Raw genomic sequence first — 15,318 nt, forward strand, 5'->3', positions numbered from 1 at the left:
TACTGAAAGGCGGGTTATTCCCGCCTTCAAGCGTGTTCATAAATCTAATTTCTGCTATTACTCAACTCATTTCAAATAAAAATCCCCACTAAAAAAAGCATCTGATTTTGCAATGCTTAACTGACGGTACTTATTTAAAAAATCATAAAACTGGCGATTAATCAGTGGATCATCAAGAGCGCTAGCATCAAATACAGAGGTAATGGTGGTGTACTCTAAAGAGAGGGTAAATTTACGACCTATACAACTGGCAAGTAGCATTTTTGCTGATTGATAAGAAAAACGCAGGCTCAAAATTTTCAGCTTTGGAACAAAAATAAGATGATTATTATGATTGAGTATCTCCGTGATCCCCGCAATCGTTATCGTTTGATAGCTGTCTAATGATTTTCGTAAGCCGACTTCTATTTTTTGTCCTTGGGTACGTAAAAAATCAATAAATTCGCCAAGTGCAGGAGAGGTGGCATTGATTGCTGCTCCTAGTAATAATTGAATAAACGCTTGAGCAACAGAAAAATCATAGGTTTGTTTATGAAGTTTTTTTGTTTCGACTTTATTGTGTCCGAGAAGTGGTAAATGATTGAGAGTATCTAACCAATGTTCGGGGCGATAATAGGCTTCATTATCCTCTTTTTTTAATGCTGCAAGATGGTTTGCCATAATAGAAATAAGTCCAATTTGGATATTTTTAAGCTGTGACATTTTTTCTATTTCGGACGGCTCAAAAGGTTTGGGTGACGCGATGATAAATTGCACTAAACCTTCTGAATCTTTTATATTTTGAGAATGTAATGGATTCATCGATAAGGTTTGCGGAAATGGGGGGGTAATAGGTTCTGCGAAATAGCTATCCGCATTCATAATATTTTTAAGTAAATCAGATTGTTTATTACTCATAAAAGTTATCCTTACGTAGTCATATCTCCACCATTAAATCTTAATTAAGCAAAAATCCCGAGATTAAAATTTATTAACACTATGACAGCCATAACATTACGTTAACAAATTGTGTGGTCTTTAAGCGAAATTCGGCGTTATATGATATGTTTAATAAATAACCTTACCTATTTTGATAGTTTAAACATGCTGTCAGTATAAAAATAAGAAGGAGGAGCTATGTCGTTACGTTTGAAAAAAGAGAGCCATGCTACGCTCTTAGTCGGATCTCAAGAATATGAGTACTACCGCCTTTCAGAAGTTGCCCGCCAATTAGGCGATATTACCCGTCTTCCTAAGTCTCTGAAGGTGTTACTAGAAAACTTAGTGCGTTATCTCGACAATGATACTGTTGTTGAGGAGGATATTAAGGCACTCGTTGAGTGGCAAAAAACAGCACATGCATCACGAGAAATTGCATATCGACCGGCAAGGGTACTTATGCAAGATTTTACTGGTGTGCCTGCTGTTGTTGATTTAGCCGCTATGCGTGAAGCCGTAAAATCTTTGGGTGGGCAAGTGGATAAAGTTAATCCATTATCACCCGTTGATTTGGTTATTGACCACTCTGTTATGGTTGATGAATATGCCAGTAAAAATGCGTTTGCTGAAAACGTGGAAATTGAAATGGAGCGTAACTATGAACGCTACCTTTTTTTACGTTGGGGACAACAATCCTTTGAACGCTTTCGTGTCGTGCCGCCGGGTACAGGAATTTGCCATCAGGTAAACCTGGAGTACTTAGGCAAAGCGATTTGGTCTGAGGTGCAAAACGGGCGTCATGTGGCTTATCCTGATACTTTAGTCGGCACGGATTCTCACACCACAATGATAAATGGTCTTGGTGTTCTAGGTTGGGGGGTAGGCGGCATTGAAGCAGAAGCTGCAATGTTAGGACAACCTATCTCCATGCTAATTCCAGATGTTGTTGGCTTTAAATTAACAGGAAAATTACGTGAAGGGATCACGGCAACGGATCTGGTATTAACCGTCACACAGATGTTACGCGCTCATGGTGTTGTGGGTAAATTTGTGGAGTTCTATGGAGATGGTTTAGCGTCATTACCTTTAGCTGATCGTGCAACCATAGCGAATATGTCGCCAGAGTATGGCGCAACCTGTGGATTCTTCCCAATAGATGATATCACCCTTGATTATTTGCGTTTAACAGGACGTGAAGAACAAGAAATTGCACTTGTTGAAGCTTATAGCAAAGAGCAAGGTCTATGGAGACATACAGGTGATGAGCCTATCTTTACGTCAACATTATCGTTAGATATGGGAACCGTTGAAGCGAGCCTTGCAGGACCTAAACGCCCTCAAGATAGAGTCAATCTACCGAGTGTACCTAAGGCATTTAAAGCAGCAGTCGATCTTGAAACCAATAAAAAACCACTGGCACAGTTTCCTCAAGTAAAAATTGATGATTATCCTGCATTTGAGTTAACCGATGGTGCAGTCGTTATTGCAGCTATCACATCATGCACCAACACATCAAATCCTAATGTTTTAATGGCCGCCGGATTACTGGCTAAAAATGCGGTAGAAAAAGGCTTGCAGCGTAAACCTTGGGTTAAGTCTTCTTTGGCTCCTGGCTCTAAAGTGGTCACAGATTATCTTAATTTAGCAGGATTAACGCCTTATCTTGATGAGTTAGGATTTAATCTTGTGGGATATGGTTGCACAACATGTATTGGTAACTCAGGACCTTTATTAGCACCGATTGAAAGTGCAATTAAGGATAATGACTTAACTATTGCAGCTGTATTATCCGGCAACCGTAACTTTGAAGGTCGAATTCATCCCTTAGTGAAAACCAACTGGTTAGCATCGCCACCTTTAGTGGTTGCTTATGCTTTATCAGGAAATATGAATATCGATCTTACGAAAGAACCATTAGGTAAAGATAAACAGGGCGCTCCCGTTTATTTAAAAGATATTTGGCCTGACAGTAAAGCCATTGCTGATGCTGTCGAGAAAGTTAAAACAGAGATGTTCCATAAAGAGTACTCCGCTGTATTTGAAGGTGATGAAACATGGAAATCACTGCAAACACAAGATACACCTGTCTATGATTGGCAACCAGACTCTACCTATATTCGACATCCTCCTTTCTTTGAAGGTATGTCAAAAACGCCGGCTCCGATTAAAGATATTCATCAAGCCAGTATTTTGGCTATTTTAGGTGATTCGGTGACAACTGATCATATTTCACCAGCAGGTAATATTAAGGCGGATAGTCCTGCAGGGCGTTATTTGCGTGAACATGGTGTTGAGCCGAAAGATTTTAACTCTTATGGCTCCAGACGCGGGAATCATGAAGTAATGATGCGAGGCACATTTGCCAATATTCGTATTCGTAACGAAATGGTGCCAGGAATAGAGGGCGGTTTTACCAAGCATATTCCAACGGGTGAAATACTGGCGATTTATGATGCTTCAATGCGTTATCAGCAAGAAAATACACCACTGGCAATTATTGCAGGTAATGAATATGGCTCTGGCTCTAGCCGAGATTGGGCAGCGAAGGGAACGCGTTTATTGGGTGTGCGAGTCGTCATCGCAGGCTCTTTTGAGCGTATTCACCGTTCTAACTTAATCGGTATGGGGGTTTTACCTTTAGAATTTCCTAAAGGGGTTTCTCGTCAAACATTGGGTCTAAAAGGTGATGAGAAAATTGAGATAACAGGGCTTCATGCATTAATACCGAATCAAGATGTCGCGGTTAATATTACTTTTGCAGATAATCGTACTGAAACTATTATGGCACGTTGTCGTATTGATACTCAAACTGAATTAGCTTATTTCCAACATGGTGGCATATTGCATTATGTGATTAGAAATATGTTATAAATAATATTCTAATAACATATGTAAAAAACATTAAGTTATTCTCACAAAAGACAGTATTTAAATTTTAAATACTGTCTTTCTATTTTAAATTAACAGGTCTATTTTTTTATTTAATGTTACCTAATTATTCTTTTCTTTATATTATTCCAATGGCTCTTGTTTTGGAGGTGTTTCTATTTTAACAAGATTATATTAAATAAACGCGAGGCGTATAATGAAGAAATATATTATTACAAATGAATCAAAAGAATATAATGGCGTTACTCTGTTTAAAATTAAAAGAGTATATACTGGTAGTCCAGGGGGATGGATTGAAAATGAAAGTAATTTAAGTCGAGAAGATGGTTGTTTTATTTATGATGATGCAATGGTATTTGGTAATGCGAGAGTAATAGAAAATGCAATAATATCAAAAAATGCTAAAGTTTATGATAATGCGATAATTTCAGGTAATGCTAAAGTATCTGATGATGCAGCAATATATGATTCTGCTGTAGTCACACAAAACGCGAGTATTGAAAATAGAGGTGTTGTTCGAGGAAATGCAAAAGTTGAAGGTAATGCGGTTGTTTTTAAGCATGCTATTGTTGAAGGAAATACCGTCGTATCAGGTGATGAAAAAGTTAAATATTATGTAGGTAATTGGGAAGATATTGAACGTGTAATACAATTTACTTTTTATATTAATCACACGGATCAAGAATCAAATATTTATGCAAATGGTAAACATCAAGTTCCTATCGGTGTTGGTTTAATTGTACTAGATAAAGAAGATAGACATTTTAAAGTGTCAGAAGAAGAAATGCATAAAAATATTTGTATTGTTGATGATAAAAATAAAACGTTAAATCCAGATATCCATATTTCTAAAGAAGCAAAAGGTTACGTTCATCCTCACACTGAGAATCTTTATGAGCAAATAAATTATTCAGCATGTATATGGTATGTATCTGTTGATAAAATCATGGATACTTTAAAACTATGTGCACAATTTACTGTCAATGGTAAACAATATACAACCGCTTTTAGATCTAATAGTCCTATATATCGGCAGAGTGTTGTAACATTAAATGTTATACCGCCCCGCGTTTTTACAAAAGAGGATATGAATATTGATCCGCTAATATACCCAGAAGTAGAAAAAAATGTATCGATACCCGGTGGAACGCTGTCTAAGTATTACCTTGCATTTAATGGTAATGGCGGTGCAATAACAACAGGTGCAGAATGTGAGGAAAATAAAGATTTTTATTATTATCATAAAAATATTTATCAATTAATAGGTACATCAACGGATCAATCAGTTTTATTAGATCCTTCTGGTTATTATACAAAGAATTTCCATTTTGAGAATATGCCCTCAATTAAAGTAACATCAAGTAATAAAAAAAGAGTAGGATTATGTTTCTGGACTTATAGTATAAACATTGGGCTACCATTGTTTTCAAGTAAGAAAGAAGAAAAAATGGATTGTATTATTCGAGATCAATATGGTAATGGTGCTAATGTTTCAGTTAAAGCAGATGAAAATAATAAATTAATTTTTATGTTAGATAATAAAGTGAAATTAGCCTATTAATTTATATTGAGATTTAATTTAATCACTAGGTATTAACTTTGTACACTCTCTATAAATAATATAGGTGTAAGGCGAGTTTTTATTCTCAATAAAAAACACCATTTTTCTATTTTAAATAGAATATATACTAAAATTAAACTATTAAATTTTTTTGGTGATAATAAAATCGCTAATTAATAATAAGGATATTTTATGGAATATAAGCTTACTAATGAATCAAAAAAATATAATGGAATAACCTTATCGAGATAAAAGAGTAAATAAATGATTGGGTCACATGTTAATCACAAGTGACCAATCAATATTATTAATAATTTTACCAGCCTTGAATTGCCCCACCGTTAAAAATGGTTTCGGCAGCCGTGGCAACTTCGGGTGACTGATAAGCCTTAATAAAATCACGGACGTTATCAGCGTTTTTATTATCTTCTCTTGTCACAATAATATTGGTGTAAGGCGAGTTTTTATCCTCAATAAAAATACTGTCTTTGGTAGGTGATAAATTAATTTGCTGGATATAAGTTGTACTGATAATAGCGACAGTGACTTTTGGATCGTTTAAAACTCGTGGTAATTGCGCGCCTTCTAGCTCCATAATTTTAAGCTTGTGAGGATTATCAATAATATCGATAGCCGTAGGCAATAAACCACTGTTTGGTTTTAGCGTAATAAGATTTTCTTTATCTAATAACAGTAATGCTCGACCTAAATTGGTGGGATCGTTAGGAACTGCAATGGTATCACCTGATTTTAACTCTGAAATATGTTTGATTTTAGTTGAATAACCCGCCATAGGAAAAACAAAGGTATTACCGACAGCGACTAAATTGTAACCACGAGATTGATTATCTTGGGCAAGAAAAGGGCGATGTTGAAAAACATTGGCATCAAGTTCTTTATTTGCAGTGGGATCATTAGGCAATAATGAACCACTGAAACTTACCAATTCGACTTCTAAGCCATATTTTTCTTTTGCGACTTTTTTAGCAATCTCAGCTACATCTTGTTCAGCACCATTAATCACACCAACCTTGATTGAATAGCTATTTTTATCGCTATTATCACAGCCTGTTAATAATGTTCCTGCTAATAACAACGCGCCGAAAATCCGACCAGAAAAATGTAATGGCATAATGTATTCCTATAAAAATTTATTTATTAATAAATAACTTAGGAACCGATAGATAGTCAATGAAATCACATATGACAAATTTTCACATGATATAATTTAATGATAAAAAAGATGTAAAAATAAGAAGTAAGGAAAGAAAAATAGATAAAGAATGAATTTATAAGGTAATAGAATAAAAGGAATAAATAAAAAATCCGAGCGCTTAGACTCGGATTTGAAAAGAATTAATGCTGAGTTGTTGCTGTATTATTGCACTTTCTTAAATAAAAGATGGCCCATTTTATCGGCTTTAGTATCAAGATAATGTGCATTACTTGGATTACGTCCTACAATTAAGGGCACTCGCTCAATGACATTGATACCAGCAGCTTTCATGATTTCAATTTTCTTCGGGTTATTGGTTAATAATCGAACTTCATGAACACCTAAGAGGTTATACATATCAGCACAAAGGGTAAAATCACGTTCATCAGCTTTAAAACCTAGTTCAAGGTTCGCTTCAACGGTATCTAATCCTTTATCTTGTAATGCATAAGCTCGTATTTTATTTAGTAATCCAATATTTCGCCCTTCTTGGCGATGATAAAGTAATACGCCACGACCTGTTTTGCTTATTTGTGAAAGCGCAGCTTCAAGTTGGAAACCACAATCACAACGTAGGCTAAATAAGGCATCACCTGTTAAACATTCTGAATGAATGCGAGATAATACTGGCTCGGAGCCTGAAATATCACCATAAACAAGGGCGACATGATCTTTTCCTGTTGCGATTTCTTCAAAACCCACCATTAAAAACTCACCAAAAGGAGTAGGTAGTTTTGCTTCTGCGATACGTCTTAATTTCATTATTTTTGACTCATAATTTCAGGTGAAACTCTTGTTCGAGATTATACACTTTATAACGAGAACAAAGAGAAATAAAACACTGAAATGCTTCCATGTCTGATAGACAAGGAATGGGGATAACACACACTTATAAATTCACACCACTACAAGCTATCAGATTTTACGCCTTCTTGCATAATGATTTATTGCTAAACTTGCATCGTTTATACTGATAGTCTTTAGCCGTAAATGGAAGAGAACATGTGTATTTAAGAAAAGGCAATATATTGAATAAGCAAGTAACAAAGTTGATCCTATTAGGTAGTATGTTGCTCTTAATCATACCAAGTGCTGTGTTGATATTAGGTTGGCAATGGCAACCTACCGATCACCCTTTAGGCGGTATAAGTACATTATGGATAGCAGATAGTGCCGCAAAACCTTGGGGGACAGTGACGGTTATTGTTGTGTTAGCGTTACTCTTTATGGTTTTGAAATTGAAACTTAACCATTTCATTCAATTAGCAGTGATAATTATTGCTACATTATCTATTGGGCAATTAATTAAGGTTGCGGTTAAAAATACAGTTAAAGAGCCTCGCCCTTATGTTGTTTGGGTGAGTGAAAATTTGCACATTACCCCAGAGGCGTTTTATCAAGTATCAAGATCTGAGCGAGAACAATTGCTTCAAAATGGATTAATTCATTCACCTGTGATCCCCAAATGGCAGCTTAAACATTGGAAAGCTGAAACAGGTTATGCTTTTCCGTCTGGTCATAGTTTATTTTCAGCCACACTCGCATTATTTGTTTTTGCCCTTTTTATGTTGCGTCGCCATTATTTTTTAGCGTCACTCGGGTTATTATGGGGAATTAATGTCACGGTAGGGCGTATTGTATTAGGAATGCACTGGGCATCTGATGTGATTGTCGGTATTCTTATCAGCACAGTGTTGGTTTGGTGTGCATTTAAGGTGATTGAGCGGCGTTTATGGCTCTAATCCTGACAATAGCCCTTATTTTTGAGATACAGAATGTCTTTTTCAGTATTTATGTGAAAAAATATACGAAAATCAGATGTCTCTAAGAAATGACTTTCTTTGTGCGCAGTGAAAATGCTACCTTTATCTGTCTACTAAAGAAAAGAGAATAAAAAAGGAAATAATGTGAAAAAAGTCCTACTTTTTATTTTGGTTATTCTTGTTCTTGCCATCGTGGTGATTGCCATGACTTTAGGCTCCAATAACGATCAGGTAGTCACATTTAATTATCTTATTGCTCAAGGTGAGTATCGTATTTCTACCTTGTTAGCTACCTTGTTCGGTGTGGGCTTTGTGCTTGGCTGGATTGTAAGTGGTGTTTTTTATCTACGCGCTCGTTTATCATTAGGCCGAGCAAAACGTAAAATTAAACGTCTTGAAAGCGCCCAAACAAAACAAGAAAACCAAGAAAGTCGCCCAACGGTTGCTTCTGCTACGAAATAAGGACGATAGCTGATGCTAGAATTGCTGTTTCTGTTATTACCTGTCGCTGCGGCTTACGGCTGGTATATGGGGCGTCGTGGCGCTCAACAAGATAAACAGCAGAACGCCGACCGCCTGTCACGAGAGTATGTGGCGGGTGTTAACTTTTTACTCTCTGATCAACAAGATAAAGCGGTTGATCTTTTCCTCGAAATGCTTAAAGAAGATAGCTCAGCATTTGAAGCCCATCTTACTTTAGGTAATCTTTTTCGCTCTCGTGGCGAAGTCGAACGTGCTATTCGTATCCACCAATCGTTAATGGAAAGTGCTGCACTGTCCTTTGATCAACGTCTGCTTGCTGTTCAACAGTTAGGTCGTGATTATGTGGCGGCGGGTGTTTACGATCGTGCTGAAAATATGTTTCAGCAGCTTATTGATGAACAAGAATTTCGCCAAAGCGCACTACAATCGTTGCTTGCTATTTACCAGTTAACCAGCGATTGGGGAAAGGCCATAGAAACGGCTGAAAAACTGGTTAAATTAGGTCAGCATGAATTAAAAGAACAAATTTCGCATTTTTATTGTGAATTAGCACTTCAAGAAATGAGCAGTGATAATCTTGATAGTGCGCTTAATTTGTTGCAAAAAGCAGGGCAAATGGACCCTCTCTGCGCCCGTGTTTCAATTATGTATGGTCGTATTTATATTGCTCGTGATGATAAACAAAAAGCTATCGATGTTTTAATGAAAGTCATTGAGCAAGATAAAGAGATGGTCAGTGAAACCTTACCTATGCTTTTTGAATGTTTTCAGACTCTAGGCGATACTTCTCGTTGGGAAACTTATTTACGTCAATGTGTAGATAGTAATTGTGGTGCAATTGCGGAGCTGTACCTTGCTGACATTATTGAAGCTAAAGAGGGCATTGAAGCGGCTCAGTTATACATTAATCGTCAATTAGAGCGTCATCCAACCATGCGCTTGTTCTATCGTTTAATGCGTTACCATTTAGCAGAAGCGGAAGAAGGACGCGCCAAAGAGAGCCTTATCTTATTGCGCTATATGGTTGGTGAACAAATTCGCACGAAACCAGATTATCGTTGCCATAAATGTGGTTTTACCTCTCATGCATTATATTGGCATTGTCCATCCTGTCGTTCATGGGATACCGTTAAGCCTATTCGCGGTTTAGATGGTCAGTGACGATGTCACTTTTTTAATAGTCTCTCTATAAATAAAGGCCCTAAAATGTCATTTCATTGTGATAAAAAATCGCCCGAGCTTACCTGCGCGCCCGTTATTGTGGCACTAGACTATGAAGACCAAAAAAGTGCATTAGATTTTGCACAGCGTATCGATCCCTCGTCTTGTCGTTTAAAAATTGGTAAAGAGATGTTTACCCGTTTTGGACCTCAATTTGTGACTCAATTACAAAAAGAAGGGTTTGATATTTTCCTCGACTTAAAATTCCATGATATTCCCAATACGGTTGCAAGAGCCGTCGCTGCTGCAGCTGATCTCGGTGTATGGATGGTCAATGTACACGCGAGTGGCGGAAGTCGTATGATGCGTGCTGCCAAAGAGAGCCTTGCTGCCTTTGGTAAGGATGCACCACTTTTAACGGCAGTGACTGTACTTACCAGTATGGATCAATCAGATTTAATTGAATTGGGAATAACATTGACGCCCGCAGAACAAGCAGAACGTTTAGCGTTACTGACAAAATCTTGTGGTCTTGATGGTGTTGTCTGCTCTGCACATGAAGCAACACGTTTTAAACAAGTTTGTGGTGATGATTTCTTATTAGTCACTCCGGGGATACGTCCAACAGGAAGTGATGTTGGCGATCAACGTCGCGTAATGACACCAGAGCAAGCTATTGCAGTGGGTGTTGATTATATGGTGATTGGTCGTCCTATCACTCGTAGCGATAACCCTCATGAAACATTGCAACAAATTAATCGTTCTATATTAAAGTAAGACGAATATATACAAGGTATGTAATTAACATGGATAATAACTCTCGTTTGGTTTATTCCACAGATACGGGTCGTATAAAAGAAGAAGAACAAAAGCCAGTACGTCCTGCCGGTGATGGTATTGTGCGTATTCAACGCCAAACTAGTGGACGTAAAGGCAAAGGTGTTTGCGTTGTTTCAGGTATCGATCTGGATGATGCAGAGTTAGCCAAACTTGCGGCTGAACTGAAGAAAAAATGTGGCTGCGGTGGTAGTGTCAAAGAGGGTTTAATCGAGATCCAAGGTGATAAACGTGATTTAATTAAATCGCTATTAGAAGCCAAAGGCATGAAAGTTAAACTGGCTGGTGGCTGATTTAGCGAGATAGCAACGAAATGAATGATAGTGCGCTGATTTTCTATTGAGGTTAGCGCATTTTTTATTGTCACTAATAGATGTCTTTTAAAAGGTATTTTATGAAAGCGTATTTGATGATTGGCGCACTATTATATTCTTCTGCGCTTTTTGCAGAAACCAAAACTGAGAACAGGGTTGTTCATGATAAATATTGCTCTTCACCTGAACAGACCATGGATGACGTTTATGAGAATGGCGCAATAACAGATTGTGTTTACACAGGGCTTTCAATTGCAGATGCATATAAAAAATATGTTAATGAGCATGATGAAGATTATCTTGTAAAAACCATTAAGGTGAACAATAACATCCAAAAAGAGTATACAAAAGACGGTGTTTCTGTTGATTATAAATGGGAAAATCCGCAGAAATTAATGATAGAGCAACAGTTCGCGGGTGGTTTTACTGAATTATTGTTAGAAGAAGATCAGAAAGGCACTAAAATAACAATCACTGGTCACCCTGATTAATCGTTCATAAAACTGATTAACCATTCATAAGGCAGCGAAGTCGATAAGTAAGATTATAGGTGACAATGTCACCTATTTTTTGTGTTTCATTCTATACTTTCTATTACTTATTAAATTTATGACGCAGAGAAAATATCAATGCATCATAAAAGCATTTCCTTTTTTTAAGATCCTTTTTTATCGCTAGTTTGACTAGAAATTAAAGATATAAAAAAGCTGATAGTTCTAAGTGAACTATCAGCCTTATTTGTATACCGATTTAAGCCGTATTAGATAGGGCGAGCGACGATATTACGTGTTTCTAGTTTTACATCTTCAATGCGTACAGGAATGATATCATTGAGCTTATAAGCAGTTTCACCTTTTACAATGACGGTGCCTGTTTCTTGGCTACATTGAATTTCATCACGTACAGCATGTAAGAATGGTGCAGGAATAAAGGCAACAGCACCGTTTTCAACTAGACGAACACGAACACCACCACGCGTAATATCGATAATTTCTGCATTAAATGGTGTTTCAGTGCCAGCAAAAGGTTTTAAGAAACGTGCATATAACCAATCACCTACATCACGCTCTGCCATACGGTTAGCACGGCGACGCTCTGCAATACGAATGCCATCTTCTTCTTGTGGTTTTTCAGCACTTTCTTTACTGATAATCGCTTTGAGCAAACGGTGATTTAAAATATCACTGTACTTACGAATAGGTGAAGTCCATGTTGCGTAAGCTTCTAATCCTAAACCAAAGTGAGGACCAGGCTCTGCTTTGATTTCAGCAAAGTTTTGGAAGCGGCGAATACGGCTATCAAGGAACTGATTTGGCTGATTATCAAGCTCGCGACGCAATTGGCAGAAACCTTCAAGCGTTAATAAACTTTCAGACGTAGTTTCAATTCCGTTATCTTTTAAAGTCTGTACAACTTGATCGATATAAAGTGGATCAAAGCCTGTATGAACGTTGTAAACGCCAAAACCTAAGTTTTTCGCCAGCACTTTTGCCGCACAGATATTGGCGGTGATCATTGCTTCTTCAACAATGCGGTTTGCGATACGGCGTTTTTCTGCAACGATATCTAAAACATTGCCGCCTTCATCAAGAATAAAACGGTAATCAGGGCGTTCTTTAAAGACCAGAGCATGTTTTTCACGCCATTCATGACGTTTTTCACACATCTCTTTTAATAACATCACTTGCTCATGAACCATTTCATTTTCAGGTTGCCATTGGGCGTTTTCACTTTCTAACCAATCTGAAATGTTGTCATAAACCAGTTTAGCTTTTGATTCTACCCATGCAGAGTAGAAATGAATATCTTCAAGCAGAGCGCCATCTTCAGTGATGTTAACTTGGCAAACTAATGCAGGACGTTTCTCATTAGGGCGTAATGAGCAAATATTGTCTGATAGTTCGCGAGGCAACATTGGGATATTAAAGCCTGGTAGATAGTTAGTTAGCGCACGTTGTGCGGCAATTTTATCTAATTCACTGTTAGGCAGAATATAAGCGGTTGGATCTGCAATAGCGATAAAGAGTGTGAGTTGACCGTTCTCTTCTTTACGAATAAAGAGGGCGTCATCCATATCTTCTGTTGAAGCACTATCAATAGTGACAAAGGAGAGAGAAGTCAGATCTTCACGAGGTAAAGTGTCATGTAGTGTGAGCGCTTCGTCACTCATTTCAGGTGCATCACGTTCAAGCTGATGACGCATTAAGGTTACCCACCAAGGCGCAAAGTGATCGTCTTTATCGGTAATATAGTCTGTAATTTCAGCCTGAAAACCTTTATCACCTTTATTCAGTGGATGACGACGCATAACGGCAACAGCCCAATCTTGATCAACAAAGCTATGTGTTAAGCCTTGAGCAGGGCGGCAAGGAATGGCGTCTTTTAAAAGCGGGTGATCTGGGATTATCCACAGACGGTTGTCACCTTCTTTTTTCTGAATACGACCGACAAAACGTGTTAAGAAAGGTTCGACTAATTCTTCAGGTTCAACCGATTCTTTATCACCGTTTGTATGAACGGCAGCAATAACTCGGTCGCCGTGCATCACTTTTTTCATTTGCGGAGGGGGAATAAAATAGCTTTTCTGACCATCAACTTCAAGGAAGCCAAAGCCTTTATCTGTTCCCTTTACAAGGCCTTCCACGCGCGGTGTCTGGGCATGGAGTTGCTGTTTTAGCTGTGCAAGCAGCGGATTGTCTTGAAACATATTTTTCCGGAAAGTCGGCAGTTTTAATAATAAAAGTGGGCAATAGTTTTATTCGATTGTGTGTAGTGACGCAAGTAATATCGCATCATAAAAACAGACAAATCGACAAATTTTTACTCAGGATCTGTTTTTTCTTTAAATTCACAAAGATCTTCAATAATACAAGAGCCACACCGTGGTTTTCGTGCAATGCAGGTATAACGACCATGAAGAATAAGCCAATGATGGCAATCAACTTTAAACTCTGCTGGAACAACCTTTAACAGCTTTTGTTCAACTTCATTGACATTTTTACCTGGAGCGAAACCTGTGCGATTACTCACTCTAAAGATATGCGTATCGACAGCGATTGTTGGCCAGCCAAATGCCGTGTTTAAAACGACATTAGCGGTTTTGCGACCGACGCCGGGTAAGGCTTCTAGGGCTTCTCTGTTTTCAGGTACTTCACTGTTATGTTTATCGACTAAGATTTGACACGTCTTAATCACATTTTCAGCTTTAGTATTATAGAGACCGATGGTTTTAATGTATTTCTTAAGGCCATCAACACCTAAATTCAGTATTGCCTGTGGTGTATTGGCAACGGGGTAAAGCTTGGCTGTTGCTTTATTTACACTCACATCGGTTGCTTGTGCAGAGAGTAACACGGAGATCAATAGTTCAAACGGAGAGTCAAATTTTAGCTCTGTCGTTGGTTGCGGATTGTCATCGCGCAACCGAGTTAGAATTTCAATACGTTTTGCTTGATTCATTATGCTCACAAATTAATTTTTGACGATATGACTACCACAGCCTTGTTCTTTTTCGTAAGTTTTCGTTGTCAAAGTGCTGCGCTTTTTCTGTCTTTCATCGATCAGGTATTTTGCTGCTAACATAAAGCCTAAGCCGATAAAAGCACCCGGTGGCAAAATGGCAAGTAAGAAGGGTGAGTCTAAATGTACTATCTCAATTCTCAATACTTGCGCCCATTCACCTAATAGTAAATCTGCACCATCAAATAATGTGCCGTTACCTAAAACTTCACGTATTGCACCTAAAACAAAGAGTGCCGCGGTTGCGCCTAATCCCATTGCTAAACCATCAATAGCGGAAGGAAAGACTTCATTTTTAGCGGCAAACGCTTCAGCACGACCAATAACAATACAGTTAGTGACGATCAATGGAATGAAGATCCCTAAAGATTGATATAAGCCGTAGGCATACGCATTGATCAGTAATTGCACAGCACTGACGACAGACGCAATTATCATAACATAAATTGGGATACGAATTTCAGAAGGAACCCAACGACGTAAACTTGAAACCGCCACATTAGTACAAAAGAGCACTAATGTTGTTGCAAGCCCTAAGCCTAATGCGTTAGTGGCAGTAGAAGAAACGGCAAGTAAAGGACATAAACCCAGTAGTTGAACTAAAGCTGAGTTATTGGTCCATAACCCTTGAGAAAAGAGCGCTTTAATTGAGTTCAT

Annotated in this window: 14 protein-coding genes; 8 read left to right on the top strand and 6 right to left on the bottom strand. The window is 37.8% G+C overall.

From position 1 onward, the window contains the following. Nucleotides 1-66: 66 nt before the first annotated feature. Nucleotides 67-897 carry a hypothetical protein gene (locus BTA34_RS07040; RefSeq protein ID WP_151435032.1) on the bottom strand — a complete coding sequence of 277 codons (831 nt, stop codon included), beginning with the start codon at nt 895-897 and terminating at the stop codon, nt 67-69. 219 nt (nt 898-1,116) lie between these two features. Between BTA34_RS07040 and acnA the strand changes: the two genes are divergently transcribed. Beyond that, on the top strand, nt 1,117-3,789 hold the full coding sequence (gene acnA, locus BTA34_RS07045; protein ID WP_151435033.1) for an aconitate hydratase AcnA: 2,673 nt from the start codon (nt 1,117-1,119) through the stop codon (nt 3,787-3,789). A gap of 214 nt (nt 3,790-4,003) precedes the next feature. After that, entirely contained in the window at nt 4,004-5,368 is a 1,365-nt protein-coding gene (locus BTA34_RS07050) for a transferase (protein ID WP_151435034.1), read from the top strand. Between the two features lie 316 nt (nt 5,369-5,684). Here BTA34_RS07050 and nlpA read toward each other — a convergent pair whose 3' ends face one another. Next, entirely contained in the window at nt 5,685-6,500 is an 816-nt protein-coding gene (gene nlpA / locus BTA34_RS07055; RefSeq protein ID WP_151435035.1) for a lipoprotein NlpA, read from the bottom strand. A 246-nt stretch (nt 6,501-6,746) separates the two neighbouring features. Continuing rightward, nucleotides 6,747-7,346 carry a GTP cyclohydrolase II gene (ribA, locus tag BTA34_RS07060; RefSeq protein ID WP_109400383.1) on the bottom strand — a complete coding sequence of 200 codons (600 nt, stop codon included), beginning with the start codon at nt 7,344-7,346 and terminating at the stop codon, nt 6,747-6,749. Between the two features lie 266 nt (nt 7,347-7,612). Between ribA and pgpB the strand changes: the two genes are divergently transcribed. From pgpB to BTA34_RS07090, 6 genes are all read left to right on the top strand, one after another. Further along, nucleotides 7,613-8,326 (top strand): phosphatidylglycerophosphatase B, encoded by a 714-nt coding sequence (gene pgpB, locus BTA34_RS07065; protein WP_151435036.1) that lies wholly within the window; start codon nt 7,613-7,615, stop codon nt 8,324-8,326. Between the two features lie 225 nt (nt 8,327-8,551). Next, entirely contained in the window at nt 8,552-8,809 is a 258-nt protein-coding gene (locus BTA34_RS07070; RefSeq protein ID WP_409282946.1) for a LapA family protein, read from the top strand. Nucleotides 8,810-8,821: 12 nt separating this feature from the next. Continuing rightward, nucleotides 8,822-9,991, top strand: a complete 1,170-nt coding sequence (gene lapB, locus BTA34_RS07075) for a lipopolysaccharide assembly protein LapB (protein ID WP_151435038.1) — start codon at nt 8,822-8,824, stop codon at nt 9,989-9,991. A gap of 45 nt (nt 9,992-10,036) precedes the next feature. After that, a complete protein-coding gene (gene pyrF, locus BTA34_RS07080) occupies nt 10,037-10,768 on the top strand; it encodes an orotidine-5'-phosphate decarboxylase (protein ID WP_151435039.1) in 732 nt (243 codons plus the stop codon). 29 nt (nt 10,769-10,797) lie between these two features. Then, the gene (gene yciH / locus BTA34_RS07085) at nt 10,798-11,121 is read left to right on the top strand and encodes a stress response translation initiation inhibitor YciH (protein ID WP_151435040.1); all 324 of its coding nucleotides are present in this window, start codon (nt 10,798-10,800) and stop codon (nt 11,119-11,121) included. Nucleotides 11,122-11,222: 101 nt separating this feature from the next. Then, entirely contained in the window at nt 11,223-11,633 is a 411-nt protein-coding gene (locus BTA34_RS07090) for a hypothetical protein (RefSeq protein WP_151435041.1), read from the top strand. Nucleotides 11,634-11,902: 269 nt separating this feature from the next. Here the strand turns inward: BTA34_RS07090 and BTA34_RS07095 are convergent, their stop codons facing one another. The 3 genes from BTA34_RS07095 to BTA34_RS07105 form a co-directional block, all read right to left on the bottom strand. Further along, nucleotides 11,903-13,849: an exoribonuclease II gene (locus tag BTA34_RS07095; RefSeq protein WP_151435042.1), complete on the bottom strand. Its 1,947-nt coding sequence runs from the start codon at nt 13,847-13,849 to the stop codon at nt 11,903-11,905. A gap of 113 nt (nt 13,850-13,962) precedes the next feature. Continuing rightward, complete coding sequence (gene nth / locus BTA34_RS07100) at nt 13,963-14,601, bottom strand: endonuclease III (protein WP_109372352.1); 639 nt, start codon at nt 14,599-14,601, stop codon at nt 13,963-13,965. 12 nt (nt 14,602-14,613) lie between these two features. Continuing rightward, complete coding sequence (locus BTA34_RS07105; RefSeq protein ID WP_151435043.1) at nt 14,614-15,318, bottom strand: electron transport complex subunit E; 705 nt, start codon at nt 15,316-15,318, stop codon at nt 14,614-14,616.

This window comes from Proteus sp. CD3, assembly GCF_008808075.1.
Classification (GTDB): domain Bacteria; phylum Pseudomonadota; class Gammaproteobacteria; order Enterobacterales; family Enterobacteriaceae; genus Proteus; species Proteus appendicitidis.